General features: G+C 45.4%; 18 protein-coding genes. 11 read left to right on the top strand and 7 right to left on the bottom strand.

Annotation, left to right across the window (positions count from 1 at the left end):
• Both WG8_RS11630 and WG8_RS11635 read right to left on the bottom strand, forming a co-directional pair.
• Nucleotides 1-1,179, bottom strand: a 1,179-nt coding sequence (locus tag WG8_RS11630) for a sugar phosphate nucleotidyltransferase (RefSeq protein ID WP_007430381.1), incomplete at its 3' end; no start/stop codon positions are given.
• Nucleotides 1,180-1,224: 45 nt separating this feature from the next.
• Nucleotides 1,225-2,085 carry a DUF6492 family protein gene (locus WG8_RS11635; protein WP_043890990.1) on the bottom strand — a complete coding sequence of 287 codons (861 nt, stop codon included), beginning with the start codon at nt 2,083-2,085 and terminating at the stop codon, nt 1,225-1,227.
• Between the two features lie 206 nt (nt 2,086-2,291).
• Between WG8_RS11635 and WG8_RS11640 the strand changes: the two genes are divergently transcribed.
• The gene (locus tag WG8_RS11640; RefSeq protein WP_007430383.1) at nt 2,292-3,125 is read left to right on the top strand and encodes a YheC/YheD family protein; all 834 of its coding nucleotides are present in this window, start codon (nt 2,292-2,294) and stop codon (nt 3,123-3,125) included.
• Between the two features lie 148 nt (nt 3,126-3,273).
• Here WG8_RS11640 and WG8_RS11645 read toward each other — a convergent pair whose 3' ends face one another.
• Nucleotides 3,274-3,756, bottom strand: coding sequence for a DinB family protein (locus WG8_RS11645; protein WP_007430384.1), 483 nt, complete (start codon nt 3,754-3,756; stop codon nt 3,274-3,276).
• Nucleotides 3,757-3,900: 144 nt separating this feature from the next.
• Between WG8_RS11645 and WG8_RS11650 the strand changes: the two genes are divergently transcribed.
• The 4 genes from WG8_RS11650 (at nt 3,901) to ytfJ (ending at nt 6,676) form a co-directional block, all read left to right on the top strand.
• A complete protein-coding gene (locus WG8_RS11650) occupies nt 3,901-4,458 on the top strand; it encodes a CGNR zinc finger domain-containing protein (RefSeq protein ID WP_007430385.1) in 558 nt (185 codons plus the stop codon).
• Nucleotides 4,459-4,572: 114 nt separating this feature from the next.
• Nucleotides 4,573-5,280, top strand: a complete 708-nt coding sequence (locus tag WG8_RS11655) for a DUF421 domain-containing protein (protein WP_043890991.1) — start codon at nt 4,573-4,575, stop codon at nt 5,278-5,280.
• Nucleotides 5,281-5,416: 136 nt separating this feature from the next.
• Nucleotides 5,417-6,196, top strand: coding sequence for an ABC transporter ATP-binding protein (locus WG8_RS11660; RefSeq protein ID WP_007430387.1), 780 nt, complete (start codon nt 5,417-5,419; stop codon nt 6,194-6,196).
• Between the two features lie 75 nt (nt 6,197-6,271).
• Nucleotides 6,272-6,676, top strand: coding sequence for a GerW family sporulation protein (ytfJ, locus tag WG8_RS11665; protein ID WP_007430388.1), 405 nt, complete (start codon nt 6,272-6,274; stop codon nt 6,674-6,676).
• Here ytfJ and ppk1 read toward each other — a convergent pair.
• The 3 genes from ppk1 to WG8_RS11680 form a co-directional block, all read right to left on the bottom strand.
• Nucleotides 6,670-8,808 (bottom strand): polyphosphate kinase 1, encoded by a 2,139-nt coding sequence (gene ppk1, locus WG8_RS11670; RefSeq protein ID WP_043890992.1) that lies wholly within the window; start codon nt 8,806-8,808, stop codon nt 6,670-6,672. The genes ytfJ and ppk1 overlap by 7 nt on opposite strands.
• A gap of 191 nt (nt 8,809-8,999) precedes the next feature.
• The gene (locus WG8_RS11675; protein ID WP_007430390.1) at nt 9,000-9,392 is read right to left on the bottom strand and encodes a hypothetical protein; all 393 of its coding nucleotides are present in this window, start codon (nt 9,390-9,392) and stop codon (nt 9,000-9,002) included.
• A gap of 87 nt (nt 9,393-9,479) precedes the next feature.
• Nucleotides 9,480-9,695: a hypothetical protein gene (locus WG8_RS11680; RefSeq protein WP_007430391.1), complete on the bottom strand. Its 216-nt coding sequence runs from the start codon at nt 9,693-9,695 to the stop codon at nt 9,480-9,482.
• 152 nt (nt 9,696-9,847) lie between these two features.
• Between WG8_RS11680 and WG8_RS11685 the strand changes: the two genes are divergently transcribed.
• From WG8_RS11685 to WG8_RS11695, 3 genes are read left to right on the top strand one after another with little or no spacing between them, the layout of a single operon-like run.
• A complete protein-coding gene (locus WG8_RS11685) occupies nt 9,848-14,521 on the top strand; it encodes a cation-translocating P-type ATPase (RefSeq protein ID WP_043890993.1) in 4,674 nt (1,557 codons plus the stop codon).
• A gap of 37 nt (nt 14,522-14,558) precedes the next feature.
• Nucleotides 14,559-14,822 carry a hypothetical protein gene (locus WG8_RS11690; RefSeq protein WP_007430393.1) on the top strand — a complete coding sequence of 88 codons (264 nt, stop codon included), beginning with the start codon at nt 14,559-14,561 and terminating at the stop codon, nt 14,820-14,822.
• A gap of 13 nt (nt 14,823-14,835) precedes the next feature.
• Complete coding sequence (locus WG8_RS11695) at nt 14,836-15,060, top strand: hypothetical protein (protein WP_043890994.1); 225 nt, start codon at nt 14,836-14,838, stop codon at nt 15,058-15,060.
• Between the two features lie 77 nt (nt 15,061-15,137).
• Here the strand turns inward: WG8_RS11695 and WG8_RS11700 are convergent, their stop codons facing one another.
• Nucleotides 15,138-16,064, bottom strand: coding sequence for an AEC family transporter (locus WG8_RS11700; RefSeq protein WP_007430394.1), 927 nt, complete (start codon nt 16,062-16,064; stop codon nt 15,138-15,140).
• Nucleotides 16,065-16,288: 224 nt separating this feature from the next.
• On the opposite strand from WG8_RS11700, the gene WG8_RS11705 reads away from it, so the two are divergent.
• Genes WG8_RS11705 through WG8_RS11715 form a run of 3 tightly spaced genes read left to right on the top strand, consistent with a single transcriptional unit; the run spans nt 16,289 to nt 19,178 of the window.
• Nucleotides 16,289-17,317 carry an ROK family protein gene (locus tag WG8_RS11705; RefSeq protein ID WP_007430395.1) on the top strand — a complete coding sequence of 343 codons (1,029 nt, stop codon included), beginning with the start codon at nt 16,289-16,291 and terminating at the stop codon, nt 17,315-17,317.
• 60 nt (nt 17,318-17,377) lie between these two features.
• Nucleotides 17,378-18,577 carry an MFS transporter gene (locus tag WG8_RS11710; protein WP_043891028.1) on the top strand — a complete coding sequence of 400 codons (1,200 nt, stop codon included), beginning with the start codon at nt 17,378-17,380 and terminating at the stop codon, nt 18,575-18,577.
• Between the two features lie 31 nt (nt 18,578-18,608).
• Nucleotides 18,609-19,178 carry a maltose acetyltransferase domain-containing protein gene (locus tag WG8_RS11715; protein ID WP_007430397.1) on the top strand — a complete coding sequence of 190 codons (570 nt, stop codon included), beginning with the start codon at nt 18,609-18,611 and terminating at the stop codon, nt 19,176-19,178.
• The last annotated feature ends 157 nt before the right edge of the window (nt 19,179-19,335 follow it).

Here is a 19,335-nt window from a genome sequence, read left to right on the forward strand (position 1 = left end):
CTCCCCTCGACCAGAAACGATCGTCCACACTTTCAGCCCACTGCCATGACAATGGCCGTTTAAGCGATGATCTGGGAGTACGGTCAAACGTATGGCAAGAATATCGTTCACACTCCGATGATCAAATTCGTCCAGTACCCGGTAGCTGCCCCAGGAGGTTTCACCATGCATGGGACGTAGCTGAAGTGTCCCCAGCTTCTCCTTGATCGCGTGGGCATGACTTTTGGCGGCAATGAGGATGCCATCAGGGCTGGCAGCAGCAATAATACCCTCCACGCCAATGACATGGAGTGGAAAGGGCAGCTCATTGACAATATGCGTGTCATGAGCGGGACCGCTGATCTGTCCGCGCCCAATCACTCGGTTGGCGAGCTGGTTCGTTAATGTCTGCCAGCTGCCGATGTCGAGCCATTCACCCTCGTAGGGGAGGACGACGGCGTGTTCGGCACGCTCCGCAATCTCCTCGTCGAAGCTGCGAACAGGGAGTCCGTCATACATCGAGCATAATGCCTTGTCGTTCAGGGGCAAATCACTACGCTCCATGCAGGCCAGCATATACCGTAGCTTAAAGGCGTAAATGCCACAGTTCCAGAGTGCACCTTGGCTTATAAGCTGTTGCGCCCCTATGCGATCCGGCTTTTCTGTGAAGCGGGCAACTGACGCATAGGAGGCTTTCCCTTTCCTTCCTGTTTGCTGCCCTGGAACGATATAACCGTATTGGTCAGAGGGATGTGTAGGCCTTGTCCCAAGCATGGCCAGATCAGCTCCACTATCAAGCAACAGATCGGAAAGTGCCGCTACACTATGGAAAAAATCCTCGCCCGCAAACATATCCGCAGGAGCGATACAAACAATTTCGTCCAATCCCACGCCTCTGGCATGGAAATAAGCAGCAGCGAGCGCAGCAGCGGTGAAGGTTCCCCGTTTGGCAGGCTCGCCGAGAACGGGCAGACGACCTTCCGTATGTCGCAAGGCCAGATTCACCTGACTCCGATGAGCCAGCAGCAGGGCAGAGGAATCCAGCCTGGCTGCAGCAAGTTGTCGATACACCCGACTGAGCATGGATTCCATTTGCCCGTCAGGGGCAGGCAACAGTCGAAGAAACAGCTTCGAGCGGATATCGTTGGACAATGGCCACAGCCTTTTTCCAGCCCCACCGCATAACAATACGAGTTGCACAGACGCTTCCTCCTTCGATACAGCTCCATGTCGGAGCGTATCATTTTACGGAATTTTTTTGATTTTAAACGATTTCACCAATGATTTGAGCTTGGATATTGGAGCTCGCTGATACACCTTGCGTTGATGGAAGGATAAAGAACGATGGTTTTTAGCCAAGCTATCCAATTGTTTTTGCGACAGGGATGAAGCCTGGCTATGAAGCGCTTTATTAAGGGACTTGCGTAAAATCATCCGAGCGGGCTGCTTGCTGTACAGATAGTTGGCATATGTTTCATATTCGGAGAAACCAAACTGTTTTTTCCGGTTTATGCTTTGGATAATCGCATTGTACCAGGGTTTTCCATGACGGGTTTCTATGACCTTCTTAAGCCGGGTAAGCTGCGCTTTCTCAAACAGCATATAGTGAGTAACAAAGGACTTGGGTGAGGGAGCTTTCACGCCCATCAGCTTGCGGTAGGTGCGGAAATACTCGGGCTGGCTCCAGCTCCGATAATAAAATATCGTTTTGCCATCCTTTCGAAACATATGGGGACGAATCAAAATTGTATCCGCATCAATGACGAGAAAGAAAGGCGCTTTGCTAATTTTATCACCGTTCATTTTGAGCAATTGCTGATACAGCCAGCCAGAGCGGTCCCAGCGCGCTGTACCGTAACGAATGTGTTTTTTAGTGATAGGCAGCACCGTCTTTTCATCTACAAATGTACAGTTCTTGCTTGCACATAGTCGACGAATGCGATCGCTTTTCGGTGAAACGATGTAAATCGTCCCAATTCGGTGCTGCACGTAACGGCGCAGACTGTCAATCACCAGCGGCAATGTGCCCATATCTTTATCAATTGCAGGAATCAGAACATCCATTGTAAGAGAACCCTTCTGTAACCCATCCGATTGCGCTGACAAAGTTATTCACTCCCTATACATGGAAATGTACGTGCCCGTATCTTACATTATCGTATGCCTGGACAGGCAATTTCGACCGGGCAGGCCAGTTGAATATTTCTAAGCAGGCCGGGCTAATGCAGCTTTCGGACGGGGAACTGGCGCATATGATGGATTGATCTTTATAACAGGAGCGTTCTACCTTGAAAGAGAGAGGAGAAGGGGAAATGAAAACTTCACGAGCACAGGCTATACGCAGCAAGTGGCGTAAAACTCAACTACTGCTCCGTCATCAGGGGATCAGGCCTTTAATACCGGAGACCCGAAAATATAACAAAGTCAGTTTGACGTCCATGCTGGAGAAGTACAAGATGGTCTATGTAAAACCCGATGGAGGTACATTCGGTAAAGGCGTAATGAAAGTAGAGCAGGATGGAAGTCAGCCTTTTGCCTATCAACACGGGGAAAAGCGCTGGGAGTTCAAAAATGTAGAGGCACTTTATAAGAGCATGTCGAAGCGAGTGGGGGATCAAAGCTATCTCATTCAAAAGGGAGTTCATTTGCTGCGTCACCAAAAGCGTTATTTTGATATCCGGGTCATGGTGCAGCGCAATGCCAAAGGGACATGGGAGACTACCGGAATTATTGGCCGACTTGGTCATCCTCGTAAAATCGTAACCAATTATCATAGCGGCGGCAAGCCGATGCCATTGGAGGAGCTGCTAAAATCCCATTTACCCCCAAGCAAGCAGGCCGAACTGATCAAGAATCTGAATGCGCTGGGCCTTACCATAGCTGCACAACTGCAAAAAACATACCCGAATTTCCGGCAAATTGGATTGGATATCGGATTGGACCGGAGCTTTACCCCATGGGTTCTTGAAGTGAATACAAGACCTGATCCCTTTATTTTTAATCAGCTAAAAGATAAATCGATGTATCGCAAAGTATTAAGCTATTGGCGACTGGCCAAAGCAAAAAGGAAAATGACAGTTCAGGATAAAGACAAGGATAAAGTTAAAGAAAAAGTTAAAGTTTCTAAAAAAGCAAAAAGTTCATGAGCCAGGGATCGCAGAAGTTATGGAAGCTCTGAACGAGAGAAATCAAAGGATGAATATTGTCGATTCATCCTTATTACATACTTGATTTTCCTGTTCTATGTCGCTGCTCGAATCTCTGATTGCACAAGTCATACAGGGGAATTACTTTTTAAACACACCAAGTGCCAAGTTGTTTACGTATAAGTACGATTTGCCCGCTATGATATGCATCGTGCAGCATCCACCTCGATAATTCCGCACCTAGCGTTTCGGAGCCAAAGGGCTTATCCAGATCATCATCAGTCAGAGCAGCAATCGTGGTAAGCAGTTGGTTAGCGAGGGCTTCCGTTTTCTTCAGCGTTTCCTGCCAGCCCTCATGGTCCTCAGCATCTCCCGGTTGGCCAAAGGTCTCTTCATTATCCATTTGAGTTGAGCTGACAGGCTGGTGGGTTAATCGGTTTAAAATACGCTCATTGTAATAATTTATATGACGAACCGTTTGCCAAATCGTGTTTCCGCCACCCGTTGGTGTCCAAGCAGCCTCATGCGTTTTTACATCTTGCAGGGCAGCGGCAAGCGGAACAATCCATTCCTCCTTGTTCCAAGAATTTTCCTTTTGTAATAATAGCAAATTCACTCGGTCCCGGTTCATCTTCTACATCTCCTTTAATTGAGTTGTAACTAGCTAAATTCAAAATGAATCATTACAATCATAAATGTAGCATGACAAAAAATGGTTTGCAACCAGCTATTTTAATTTTAGTGGTTACATAACTATCTGGTAGGAGGAACTTTTTTGGATACACTCTGGACTGATTTTGTAAATAGTGAATGGCACGACTGGAAGGGCAGCGGACGATCAGAGGATCGTATGCTGAAGCAGGAATGGCAAAAAGACTTTCTGATGCGATGGCAATTCAACGCTCCGGTTCCGGCTAATGCGCAAGATATCGAAGAAATGCAGTTTTTTCGGCAGCAATTACGCAGCTTCACCGAGCATTTGACTTCTGGCGGACAGATGACATCCGACATGATACATCTGATCAACCGGATGATGACAGAAGGACCTGTCACTCGTGTGTTGAAGGAGCAGGATGGTCATTTCACGCTCGGGCTGAGACCATCAAAAAACAGCTGGAGACAAGTATTAGCCGAGGTAGCTGCTGATTTTGCCCAGGCATTTGTGAATAGCGGAAGCTCCCGAATTCGCATCTGCGAGAATACTGATTGTCGCTGGATATTTTATGATGATACCCGGAACCGTTCGAAGCGGTTTTGTGATGATAAATTGTGCGGTAATTTGATCAAAGTGCGTCGTTTCCGTGAGCGTAAAAAAACAGATTCACATTCCTGAACGAAAGTGGGAGAAACCGAAAGGCAAAGCATTGCCTTCTTTGCAAAGAATGTAATGAAAAAAAATGAAGTTGGAAAAACTACAAGAAAACAATCAGAACTGAGGTCTTGGTATATGGAATTATTGGAAACGATGTTAAGGTCAATATCTGCATTTACCCTTATGATGCTTATAGCACGTATATTGGGCAAATCGACTATTGCGCAAATGACCTACCATGATTTTGTAGCTGTCATTACATTGGGGGCTATTACTGCGAATCTTGCCTTTAATAACACAATAAGTATAGGGATTTTACTAACATCCTTACTTACATTTACTGGGATTGCTTACTTGCTGATGTTTTTTTCCATGAAGAACCGGAAACTGCGAAGCTGGTTTTCGGGAAAACCAACCGTGTTAATTCAGGAAGGAAAAATTATGGAGAGCAATATGAGAAAACTTAAGATTACACTGGATACTCTGAATCAGGAGCTAAGAGGAAAGAATATTTTTAATATTCAAGATGTTCAGTATGCCGTACTTGAACTGAATGGAAGCATTTCCGTATTGCCAAAGCCGGAGAGTCAGCCTGTAACCAGAAAGGATTTACATTTGAAAAATCAATCTGAGCCGGCTTTTCCCATAGAATTGATTATGGATGGAGACATCATTGACGCGAATTTACAACAGAATCACATAACGAGAGAGTGGCTGCATTCACAGATCAAAAAGAAGGGGCTCTCTATTGAAAATGTCAATTATGCCGTAATCAGTTCTAATGGAAATCTATATTTTGATGAGTATAAGGATCAAATTGAGCATCCGATTGATAAAGAATAGGGCATACAGCGAATTTAAAATTGAACAACCTGCAACCCTGTGCTATTCTTATACGAAAGTGAAAATTAACATAGTAAAAATAATAGTTTTACTGCACTTATAAACATCAGATGATATGATCAATGGGGGAACAATTATGAACCGTGTCATTGAGCTTAACAATGTAAGCTGGAAAAGAGACAATCGCACCATACTGGATCAGATCAACTGGCAGGTAGCCGAGGGGGAGCACTGGGCTGTACTTGGATTGAATGGGTCGGGTAAAACAACGATGCTGAATATGATCAATGGTTACATATGGCCAACTACAGGCAGTGTCAGTGTGCTGGGGCATACGTTCGGGGACGTGGATCTGAGGGAGTTGCGCAAATCTATCGGCTGGGTCAGCTCTTCTTTACAGGAAAGAATTAATGGCAGTCAGCGCACTCAGGATGTTGTCATTAGCGGCAAATTTGCCTCTATTGGACTGTATGACCAAACAACAGCTACGGATTATGAGCAGGCTGTACACCTCATGACCCAACTGGGCTGTGCTCACCTCGTAGACCGTTTGTATCAGGGGTGCTCACAGGGTGAAAAGCAAAAAGTGCTTATTGCCCGCGCGCTAATGGCCTCGCCCAAGCTGCTGATTTTGGACGAGGCGTGTAACGGTCTGGATTTCTTTTCCCGGGAATCGTTGCTAACCAGCATTCATCAGCTGTCCGAATCGCCAGGTTCGCCGAATTTATTGTATGTTACACATCATATCGAGGAAATTTTACCGATGTACACGCATACGATTTTGATCCGCCGGGGCACTGTTTTTGCCAAAGGTAAAACGACAGATATTCTAAGCAGTGAAACGCTTAGTGCTTTTTTTGAAACACCTGTGCAAGTAGATTGGAGGCAGGAACGTGCATGGCTCTCTATGGTATAGAGAGTCAATGCGGTTTATTCTTTTCCAATCCTGACTACAATGGCATAATAGAACCATTGTGGAGAGGTGATTGGAATGTCAGAGCATCCATTACAATCTTTTGTAAACACGGCGAAAGATCACTTAAAGGACATGGTGAACGTCAATACGGCCATTGGAGAACCGGTTGCCTTGTCTGATGGAACCATGATCATACCGGTTTGTAAGGTAAGCTATGGCTTTGCGGCAGGTGGAAGCGATTTGGACAGGCACAATCAGGAATCCGCATGGGTGATGCCGTCATTCGGCGGAGGTATGGGCGGAGGTGTGTCCGTAACACCCCTCGCAATTTTAATTATCGGCAAAATGGGCGTTCAAACGATCTACCTCGATAACTCTCCTACTGTATACGACAAAATTTTGGATATGGCCCCACATCTTTTGGATAAATTGCACAATCTTATGAAGCAATACCAAACAGGAGATGATAACAGTCAGTGAATCAGGTCTGGCCCATTTGTGTATGCGGAGGCTGTTAACGGGGTTATGCAGTCGTTTTGAATAGGCAAAGAATTGTTTTTCTTTATTACTAGATTTTTGGCCTCTATCTGGCTACAGCAGGGTGGCTGTTCATTGTGCGCCATGACATATCGTCCATCGGGAAGCAGCTGTCGGGCTTTCATATTATCATTTAGCAGCAGCAATAAATATTGGATGACAACAGATTGATGTTCTTCATTTAATAGCGGACACATCAATTCAATCCGCTTGTCCATATTTCTGGTCATCCAGTCCGCACTGGATAGCCACAATTGGGGCGTGCCGGCATTCTCAAAATAAAAAATCCGGGAATGTTCCAAAAATCGGCCGACAATGCTGCGAACGGTAATATTGTCGCTCAGTCCGGGAATTCCTGGACGCAAACAGCAGATGCCACGAACGATCAGATCAATTCGGACGCCTGCCTGGGATGCAGCGTATAGTTCGTCGACCAACTGTTTATTCGACAGCGAATTCATTTTGGCTATAATCCTTGCAGGTTTACCGATCAAGGCATTTTCCACTTCGCGCTGAATGCAATCCAACAACCGTTGTTTCAAATGCGCCGGAGCTACGCTGAGGTAATGCCACTGGCTCGGGGCGGAAAACCCCGTAATTTTATTGAATAAATTGGAGACATCTTCGCCGATCTCCGGATAGGAAGAGAACAGCCCGATATCTGTAAATATTTGCGCCGACACCTCATTGTAATTTCCGGTGGCGACATGAATGTAACGTCTAAGAGAATCCGCTTCTTTACGTACAACCAAAATCATTTTGGCATGAATTTTCAACCCGGACAGTCCGTAGACGACATGGCATCCTGCTTTTTCCAATTCTTTTGCCCATTCGATATTTCGGGCTTCATCGAACCGTGCTTTCAATTCGACGACTACAGTGACCTGCTTTCCTGCTTCGGCAGCTCGATTCAAAGATCGGATAATCCGTGAATTGCCGTTTACGCGATACAAGGTCATTTTAATAGCCATAACGGATGGATCGGCAGCAGCATGTTCAACAAAATCATTAACAACATCAAACGATTCATACGGATGAAATAAAAGAACATCTCTTTTTCGCAGCACTGAAAAAAAATCGTCCGTCTTCGTAAATTCCCGTGGACAAAGAGGATCAAATCTCGAATGCTTGAGGTGCTCATAACCCTCGACCGAATTGGCGAATGACATGAAGTAGCTCAAGTCAATAGGTCCATCATTCGTAATTAAAAACCGGCTTTCTATTTCCAGTTCTTTTTCTAGCAATTCCAGCGCAAATGGATCAAATCCCTTTTCTATTTCCAAACGAACCGGAGTACCCCATTTTCTTGCGCGTAATACTTTTTCCACTTCATCAAGAATATCTTCGGCTTCTTCTTCGTTTAAATCAAGGTCTGCATTTCGAGTTAAACGGAATGTATGGAAAGTTGCAGGCGTATACGTAGTGAACAAAGTGTGTATATGCTGCTTAATCAAATCCTCGAGCAAAATAAACTGCCAATGATCATGATCGGATAGAGACGGAACTTTAATATAGCGAGGCAGATTGGACGGAATTTCAACCAAGGCAATATAAACCTCTTTGCCCGATTCATCGGAAGGCGGCTTTAAACCGACGGCCAAATATACACTTTTCGAACGAATCAGTGGAAAAGGGCGGCTTTTATCGATAGCTAGAGGAGTTAGCACGGGAAATACCTTTTCAAGATAATAGGTTTCCATTTCTTTCTTCTGTGCAGGACTAAGCTCGCCAAAATCAGTAAAAACAAGGCCTTCTTCCTTTAACAGCCGAAGAATCCGCGCGTGGGTTGCATACTGTTCTGCTACTAATTGCTCAATCATGACGATTACTTTATCTTGTAACTGCTGCGGAGTAAAGCCCGTAAAATCGACCTCTTGATTGCCCGTTCTAATTTTATCCATAAGTCCTGCGACCCTGACGCTGACAAACTCATCCAGATTGGTGGAAACAATCGATAAGAATTTTGTTCGCTCCAACAGAGGAGTACTTTCGTCCTGCGCTTCCTCAAGAACACGTCTGTTAAATTGAAGCCAGCTTATTTCACGATTAATATAGTTCACAGCGCACACCTCCATCTGCCTATTCTTTTTTTCTAAATAATAAATACCGTATTTTTTGGAACAATTGCCATGTGGCGCTGAGGCGAATCGTGATCGTATCGGGAATATTCTCATCGTTTTTAGTCATGGTTGTCAGGTTCCTCTCGTTATTAAAATAGGGAAAACTCGCTAAACGAAGTTAGCGAGTTATATGGATATTTTGTTATTTATTCGTGAGATGCTGTCGTCTTCATTGCATCCACGACCGGGCCCGTTATTGACTCGGTTACTTTCGATGCGGATTGTGTCATGTTGCTGAGCAAACGGTTGTTAAGAAGCACACTGCCTGCTTGCATTCCGACTGTTTGGCCCACACTGTTCCCTAACAACCCACCAACAACAGACCCAAGGACCGTCCCTACTCCTGGCAGCAACGAGGTTCCGAGGATAGCCCCATACTCAATACCGGCCATGACGCCGAGTGCTCCTGTCAAATTCCCCGAAGTATGAACCATATAGTCTTTGTTATCCATTTGTCCTTTCGTCAAGCTAATGGTATCCTGCAATTGGGTTATACCTCCGGAGATAAGACCTCCCCATAATGAACCGCCTTGAAGCATTCTGATCTCTCCTTTGCTTGATTTTTTTACTCCACGATAGTAGTTCCCCAATATGCATTTTTTTAATTATTTTACATTTGCCAATTGTTACGGAAGCAAAACCTTTTCTGTATTTTTTTCTTCAATTGATACTGCTTCTGTGGACCGTAGCTCTCTAGTGCTGTCTTTGACTTGATCCGCGAGCTCAAGCATCATTGCTGCTCCTTTAACGGCAAGTTTGCGTGCGGCTTTTCGGGCTTCGGGGGACACAGCAAGTGCTATGGCCGCAGCAGTGAAAATAATACTAAGCGGTGATTTGACCACAATACCCTCTCCTTAAAAAGTTGTTAATAAAATAATTCCATTAAATGAAATTTTTATACTGGTTTACATACAGAAAACAAAATGCATATTTTGCTAACTATTGTTAATCATAAGTGAAGTTGAATTTTAATTATGGAAAAGGGAGGTTAGATATGGTATCGCTGCGAAACAAAAACAGGTTCCTTCATGTTTTACCAGGAAGGATACGTATGGAAATTCACGGCTTGAAAGGGAGCAAAGCTGCCGCAGAGCTTTTAGCCAAAAGCCTGTCCGCTTGTAGTGGAATTTACAGAGCGGAACCCTGTACAGTGACGGGCAGAGTGCTGCTCCTTTACGATGTAAAGCTTGTGTCTGAGCAGGACATTTTCCATATACTCCGTGAAACAGAAGATCGGATCTGTTCGGCCAATCTAACAGCCCGCCCGGATATCCACAACGAGGTTAGCGGAGCGAAGGAAGCGAAGCGAGAAGCTGCCGCTGCTCAGGCTGAATTGGATATTCCTTGTGATCAGCCGATTATCTCTACGACGCCTAAGACCAATACGGGCGAGCCAAGGGAAAAAGTCCCGATTCCGTTGGCTATTTCCATGGGCGGTTTAGCCGTGCTGGGAATCAAGCAGGTCTTTTTCGGACGTTCAGCCCTGGCAAGAAGTCCGGCGCCGTTCTATTTATCGGCGCTCGTATCTGTCGTAACCGGCTATCCTTTTCTCAAACGAGGAATTCGGACCTATTCGGACAAGAGAAAAATAAACTCGGATCTCATTTTAGGTACAAGCGCTCTCGCTCTTGCGCTTATGCGCGAAAATCTTGTAGTGCTTGCCGGACTCAGCATTTTGCAATATGTCAACTGGAAGCGAAGTCGTTCTGTATTAAATGGACAGCAAGAGGCTCCCTTGTCACCGGAAATTCAAGCATATAGCGATAAAGCAGGTAAATTAGGTCTCATTGCAGCCGGAATGACCTGGGCCGTTACCCGGAATCCGTTTCGTGCAATTGCCGTACTTCTGGCAGCAAATCCGCGGGTAATAACTGTACCTGCCCAGTATGCCTGGAAACAGGCCGAGCTCGTTTCAGGAGAAAGAAAATACGTAGTTCCGGAAAAAGGATCATTATCTCAACTCGCTCGAACGAAAACGATTTTATTCGAAGATTCGTCACTCCTGTTTAATCGTCCAGAGATTGAAGAAATTCAATGCATGGCGGAGAAGGAACAAGATACGGATAAAGTGATATGTTTGGCGGCTTCATTAATGGAGAAAACAGAACATCCATGGAAAGAAGAGGTGTTCAGCCAGGCGAAACGAACTTGCCGGACGATCCGCACTGCTTTTCATGTGGAAGAAGAGGCGGAGGGGATAAAAGGAAAAGTCAATGATAGACAGATTATCATTGGCAGCTACAAATACATGGAGGATCACGGTATTGATTGCAGTGCCTTCGAGCTTAAATCAAAGAGGCTTGCAAGAAATGAATACGATGTTCTTTTGGTTGGAAGCCAGGGGAATGGCAAAGGCGAATGTCTTGGGTTAATTGCCAGACATCGGCAATCAACGTTCAACGAGTACGGCTCTGCTGCATTTTCATTCAGTGAAAAAGGCTGGAGGCTTGGACTGTTGCATAACAGCCTGCATATCAGTACTGACGAGCTTTCGCAATACGGCATGGATACAAGCTGGTCCTCTTTTGAACAAGGCGAAGTGATTGAACGGATCGCTGTGCTGAAGCAGCATGGCGAAGAGGTTTTATTTGTCTCAGGTCTGGAACAAAATCCGCTCAATGAGTTCTATAAAGAAGCCGGAATCCAGACGATTTCCATTCATGAGCTGCGGCCTATTCAGGAAAGCGCTTTGTACGCCGAGAAAACAGAGCAGATCGTAAACGAGCATACTTTAATTGCTAAAAAATGGAACATTCTTGGCTCTGCTTTTGCCACATTAGGCATGATCAGTGCTCCAGTGGTCAATTTGATCGGTGATGCTTTATCGCTTGTGTTTATGTCCAGAACGAAAAACAGGAGTGAAGCTTTGACAGCTCCACCGGAAATGACGTATGAGAACGAGGCCGCGGTCGCTTCCGAAGCTTTTGCCTGGCATCAACTGCCTAACGAACAGATTTTCACGAAGTTTCAAACAAACCTGCAAAACGGGTTGACGTCTGATCAGGTTCTTTCTATGAGAACCCAATATGGCTCAAATCAGCTTGAAAGTAAAAAACCTACTCCTTGGCTCATTGCATATTTGGGCCAATTCAAGGAATTCACAACTCTGATTCTCCTTGGCACAAGTGCACTCGCTTTTCTTACGGGGGGATTATTTGATGGACTTGCAATGGGGGCAATCCTGCTCGCGAATGCCGCAATTGGTACGATTCAGGAATGCAAAGCGGAAAAAGTTGTGGACAAGCTGAATCAATTTCAACCCCCGGCATGTAAAGTCATCAGACAAGGCCAGCACGTAGAGCTAAACGCTGTGGAATTGGTGCCTGGAGATATCGTTTCCCTGGAAGCAGGGGATCGCGTTCCAGCCGATATTCGGTTGATCAACTCATGGAACATCAGCGTCAACGAGTCGGCCCTGACTGGGGAATCTCTTCCCGTCGAAAAGAATGAGTCCTCTCTCTCAGAGGATTGTGCTTTATCTGAGCGAACCAACATGCTCTTCATGGGAACCGACGTGTGCGGAGGCAAGGGAATTGGTATTGTTGTCCAAACCGGGATGAATACTGAGATGGGGCATTTAATGTCGCTTTTAAAGCAGGATGAAAAAGAAGTAACCCCTTTACAGGAAAAAGTAACGTCAATTAGCAAAAAATTTGTGAAAGGCGCTCTCATCGTGGGAGGAATCGTATTTGCAATTGGTATGCTCCGTGGCATCCCTTTTCCACAAATCATTTCGACTTCGATCACGCTGGCGGCTTCTGCCATCCCTGAAGGGCTTCCGGTTACCATCACCATTGCTCTCAGCGCAGGCATATTCCGTATGGCGAAGAAAAACGCGCTGATCCGAAAACTTTCCTCATTGGAAACACTAGGAAGGACCACGGTTATTTGCACAGACAAGACTGGTACATTAACCAAAAATGAAATGACGGTAAAAGCGCTCTCTACTGCGGATCGCGCGTGGACTGTAACAGGCGATGGCTACGAACCGACAGGAGCATTGGAGGAGCTTGCTTCCGAGGCTGCTGCAGCTGCAGAGCTCAATAATGTAGAAAGTTGTGAAGACCCCTCAACCCATCCTGATTTGACTCGCTTGCTGCAAATCTGCTTGCTATGCAATAACAGCAAGCTAGAGCAACAGGAAGGACAGTGGCTGACCAAAGGGGATCCGACTGAGGGCGCGCTTTTGACGCTTGCAGCCAAAAACGGACTGTGGCTTAACGATATGACCCACTGGCATCGTGGGCATGAAATTCCATTTGACTCTAAAACCGCGAAAATGAGCGTGGTTTGCAAGGATGTTCAGGCGGAGCAGGAATGCTATCTCTTTTCCAAAGGAGCCGTTGAGACGATTCTCCGCCATTGCAATCGATATCAAAAAAACGGGGAGATATTGCCTCTATCCGAAGAACAGAAACAGCACATTGTACAGCAAAATGAAAAGTTTTCAGCCGCAGCACTTCGTGTGCTTGCTTTCGCATATCGACCTCTCGATGAGAGCGCCGACGACGAGTCCATTGATGACGAACATGAGTTAATTTATGTCGGTTTGGCTGGCATGATGGACCCGCCCAAGCCTGAAGTAGAACAAAATATTCAGGAGGCATTTGCACTCGGGCTAAAACCTGTGATGATCACAGGCGACCACCCGATTACTGCCATTGCCATCGCGAAGCAGCTCGGAATTAACAGTGATGCGCAGAGTGTTGTAACCGGACATGAGCTTGACCGTTTATCAGACGAAGAGTTGAGCCAAATTGTGGAGCAAGTATCCATTTTTGCCCGGGTCACGCCTGAGCACAAGCTTCGCATTGTAACAGCGCTGCAAAAAAGAGGGCAAATCGTTGCCATGACTGGTGATGGCGTCAACGATACGCCTGCTATCAAGCAAGCCAACGTTGGTATCGCAATGGGAAGAACAGGAACGGAAGTAACGAAGGAAACTGCGGATATGGTGCTAACGGAAGATCATTTCGGCACGATTCTGGAGGGGGTTAAAGAAGGCCGAACAATTATTGGAAATATTCGTAAGGCACTCGGCTGTTTATTAACCGGAAACCTGGCCGAGATCATCGTTACCAGCGTCGCCGTGATGGTCGGATTGCCGATTCCTTTGGTTCCTATTCAAATTCTGCTGATGAATTTGTTGACCGATGCTTTACCGGCAATGGTTCTTGCTGTAAATCCAGGCCAGAAAACAAAGCAGCAGAAACGAACGGATTTCATCGATAAAGACCTGTACCGGAAAGTGATTACAAGAGGGGTTCTGCTGGGATTGGGATCGCTCGGCCTATTTGCCGCAAGCCTTGCAGTTGGTGCTCCGATGCCTGTGGCTCAAAGCGTTGCTTTTGCAACATTGGTCGCGGGGCAATTGATACAAACCTTTTCGTGGCGACAGGAAGGCTCTGAAGAAACAGTGCGCGATTGGACAAAAGATCGCTTTCTGATCGGGGCTCTCTGCATTTCCTGGCTGGCTCTACTAGGAGCCTTGTATATCCCGCCATTGACCGGGTTTTTCCACACCGCCCGTCTGCCGCTGAAATATTGGATTCCTATCCTTGGCGTAGCCGGATCGGTATCTCTTTTGTCCAAACCGATTTTGACTTTGATTACAAAAAATCAGACAAGTGAGGATGACTCTGCAAACCACATCTACGCTGCGGCTTAATCAGCCGCAGTAATACTTAATTACAAGGAGAATCACGATGGTGCAAAATAGCCTTGAAAAAATGATTATCGGTACTGCGCTCGCCTTTGCGGCTTCCGCTTTGCTTCCCATTGCTAAAACTACTTTCCGCCCTCTTGCCGAAGCTGGCATGCAAGGCGGAGCCGACTTGATCAATCGGGGCAAATCTTACATTCAATTAGCGCGGCAAGAAGTGGAAGATATCATTGCCGAAGCCCAATTTGAAAGAATGAAAAAACAGCTCGACCAAGAAATTTCATTGCTTGACGATACCCAAAAGTGAGGAGAACGGATAGATGAACGAACAAAATATAGATAATCATTTACGCGAAGCCTTAACGCATCTGGAATCGGCCTTAAACCAAAGCGTAAGATGCGTGCTTGAAAACGATAGCACGAAAAAAGAAATAGGTTTAAAGTGGGAACAATTTCTCGGGGAATTTATGGGACAAATCCGGGAAAAGGGAAAAAAATCAAGATTAAATCTGCTGGGCTGGATCAGTTTTCCACGAATACGATAATGGATTGTATGCAGCCTGAAGTCCACAGCAGGCTGCATACTGGATTCTCTACACGATAGAGAGTCTTTTTTTTCTAGCTATCCTGTTACGATCATAATGAGAATAGGCAAAATCAGGAATGAGGCAATCGTGCTCCACAGGATGCAGGTGGATACCAGTTTGGGCGATGCATTAAATTTTTCTGCTAAGATGACAGCATTCACGGCAACCGGCATGGAGGCCAGAATAAAGAGCACGGAGAACAAAAGGTCTGATATTCCCAGTATCAGCATGGCAAGATAGGCCGTAAGCGGAGAGAGCAAAAGCCGGATGATGAGTCCTGCGTAGCTGGCTTTTTTAATAGACGGCTCCAGCTTGAATATTTTCACATAAGCCATCTGGGTGCCAAGGATCGCCAGCACGACCGGAGAATAGGCCGTAGCAATCATTGAGACGCCCGATTGAACGCCGGAGGGCAAATGCCAATCCAGCAGACGAAGCCCCAGGGCAAGTATAGCTGCATAGATCGCAGGCAGTGAGAATACCGACTTGACTGCGCTTTGAACGGAAAATTCAGAGCGGGCTGCAAAATAAACTCCAAGGGTATTGACCAAAATCATCTGAATGACCACATACACAGAGGCTTTATCCAATCCAAGCTGCCCAAAGGCAAGTAAAATGAGCGGCAACCCATAATTTGCACTATTGGTCAGTGTGGAAATCAAGGTAAGTCCAGCCGTTTCCGGGGCGCTTAACTTGAACATTTTCCCTGCCAATTGAGCAATCCCCCATAACAGCAGCAGATTCAATATCGAAAAGGCAGCAGTCTGCGCTACATCATGCAGAGAAAGCTGTGCCTTGAGCAGCGTGTCCAGAATCATCGCAGGACTTAAAAAGTATAAGTATAACGTCGACAGCGGTTTGGTTTCCAGCTTCATGAATTTGCCGAGCAAAAACCCGGAAATCACCGGTATGGACAGCGGAACGATAACGGATAATAGCGTTGAAAGTACGATTTGAATCATGAAATCCACCCATCCTTTTTCTGTAATGACATTTTCATTATAAAATACAGCTTTCGAGTCCGTCCAAGATGTAAATTCGATCAAGCTTATAGGTATATACTATGAATCTTGCGTCAGTTATTCTAAGCATGCACAGAGTGAAATATTGACTTCACAATCAAGGAAACGTTATACTCCATTTATTAAATGAGTTATAAAAAGTATTAATTAAAGGGGGTGAGAACATGCAGCCTGTTACACACAATACGATTCAACTCAAAAAAATGAACGTAGAGCTAGTAAAAAATGTGTTAAAAGCGCAGGGGATCGGAACCAAAGCGTCGATTGCAAACCTGACCAGGCTAAGCGTAGCGACATGCGGTACCATATTAAACGAACTTGTCGCTGTTGGCGAAGTTATTGAGATGGAGTCAGATGGACCAAGTGGCGGCAGACCTGCCAAACAGTATAAGTATAACGCCGATTTTGGCTGCGTCGTTTGTTTGCTTGTCAAGACGGAAGGAGGCATTCACTCCATCAGTTACAGTATCGTGAATCTGGTCGGCGAAACCGTCAAAGAGACAACGATAGAACTGCAACATATCGACGTCGATGTGATTGATGGGCTGATCGAAAAACTTGTAGGCGAAAACGGTAATGTACAGGCAATCGGCATTGGAATACCTGGCGTCGTCCATCGCGGAGTAATCGGCGTTTGCGATGTTCCAGACCTTGCAGGCAAACCGGTAGGACCCTATTTTGAGGAAAAATATGAAGTGTCAGTCACCATTGAAAACGACATGAATATGACGGTTTATGGTTTTTATCATTTACAAAATTTCGAAGAAGAAAAGACGTTTGCCGTCGTTACGTTTCCCAAAAACCATTTTCCCGGTGCCGGTTTTATCGTTGACGGGCACATATTATCAGGTAACACGAAATTTGGTGGTGAGGTTTCCTTTTTGCCCTTTGGAATAACACGCGAGGAGCAGCTGCGGCAACTGCATACCGATGAAGGCTTTGTACGATTGGCTGTAAATACGCTAACCTCGATCATTGCCATTATTAACCCGGTGACTATTGCGATTACAGGTGAGCTTCCCCGTGAGGATCAACTAGACGAACTTTATAGGGGCTGTATAAAGGATATTCCGGAAGAGCATATGCCTCAGCTTTTCATTCAAAATGATACGTACCGGGAATACATGAAAGGCATGGTGACGACAACCTTGGAGAGCTTAACCTACCGATTACAAGTCATTGAAAAAAGATAACGAATAAGGAGAAGGCAAAGAGTGCAGAAGCGTCTAAGCAAATTCAACAAGATTTACGCCATGCAATTGGCTACCATATTTTTAGGCTTTGTCATTTTCGGGTTTTCGGAAAACATTAAAGGACCGGCTATTCCGCGCATACAATTTGATTTTATGCTGAATGAATCACAGCTCGGCACCTTATTGTCCCTGAACGCCCTTGGTTATTTGATTGCTTGCTCGTTTACGGCTTATTTAACCAGAAAATGGGGAATTAAGCTGGTAACGATTACAGCACTTGCGGCAATGGCTGTCTCAGGAATATTCATTTTCTTCTCGCGTTACTATCCCATGTTTTCAGCTTCTTACTTCCTGATGTACATCGGAAACGGGATGCTGGAGATCGGATTGGCCATTCTTGGTGCGCGTATCTTTGTGAAAAACACGGGAACGATGATGAATTTGACCCATGGTTTCTACGGCCTTAGCTCGACAGTTGCTCCGCTCATCGCGACAGGTCTGATGGAAGTTACGGTCAATGGTTCTACGCTGGACTGGCGCGGAATGTATCTCGTTATGCTTTTATTGTCCATATTGCCGATCCTTTTTGCATTGTTCAGCACTTTTCCGGGAGATGATATTCAGCATGAGGAACGTGTTCCTTTAAAAGTCTTGCTGGCAGACCCGATTCTATGGTTCATGGTCCTTATTCTTTCATTTGGTGTCGTATCGGAACTGGCGGTCGGTGGCTGGCTTGTTAACTTTTTAGAAAAGGCTTACAACTGGGACACGGTTACGGCTTCAGGGATACTATCTGCCTTTTTCTTATGCTTTGCGCTGGCACGACTTTTGCTAGGCCCGTTAACCGATAAAATCGGGTTTACATTATCACTGATTATATTTTCGGGATTTTCATCCATATGCACGTTTGCCGCAATTTTGGGTGGAGAACGCTTAGCCTTTCTATTTGCTGCCGCTGGTATAGGTATTGCAATGATCTATCCGACAGTTATGGCTTTTATAGCCAGAAGATACCCGAAGGAAAGCGATACGGCTATTACAATTACAGTTACACTTATGGGATTAGGCAGCGTTATCGGTAATTATCTGATCGGGGGAGTAATCGAAGTCGTTAAGAGGCTTTTCGGTGAAGATTCACAGATTGGACTGCTTCGCGGACTTCAGGCTGGATACGGAGTTATAGGTTTATGTGCGGCGCTGTGCGCGGTTACCGGTCTTATATTATATATTTATTTGTCCAAGCGGAAAGAAATCATTTAGACAAGACTTTTTTACGAGAGGAATAATTCATATGCAAACAAAAACGGAAAAAGAAAAGATGCTAAGTGGTGAACTTTATTATGGGTCTGATCCAGAGCTGGTGAAGGAACGCTTGAACGCCCGGAGATTGACACGATTGTTCAATCAGTCAATTGAAACCGATGATGAGCAGAGAATAGAGCTTCTAACGGAGCTGTTCGGATCAACGGGCAAGAATCTTTATATTGAGCCGTCGTTCCACTGTGATTATGGTTATAATATTCATATTGGTGAGAATTTCTATGCGAATTTTGACTGCGTGTTTCTTGACGTGTGTGAAATCCATATAGGCGACAATTGCTTTATGGCTCCGGGCGTACATATCTATACCGCAGCTCACCCCTTGGAGGCTCAGGAAAGAAATACCGGAGCGGAATTTGGCAAGCCGGTTACGATCGGTCATAACGTATGGATCGGTGGGCGGTCAGTTATCAACCCCGGTGTAAAAATAGGCAATAATGTGGTTGTTGCTTCTGGAGCGGTTGTTACCAAGGATGTTCCTGATAATGTGGTTGTAGGCGGCAGCCCAGCTAGGATTATCAAGCAAATTGACAATGGCTAGTTAACAGAGAGATGAGTCAGTACAACCTCTTGTTAAGTTGACAGAACACGATAGCATAGTAAAACAGCGGCGTACCAAGGACATTATTTTTCAAGTCCTGGTACGCCGCTGTTTCATTTTCAGGGCCAGTCTAATCCTTAATTTACAAAGGCTGACG

The organism is Paenibacillus sp. Aloe-11, assembly GCF_000245715.1.
Taxonomy (GTDB): domain Bacteria; phylum Bacillota; class Bacilli; order Paenibacillales; family Paenibacillaceae; genus Paenibacillus; species Paenibacillus kribbensis.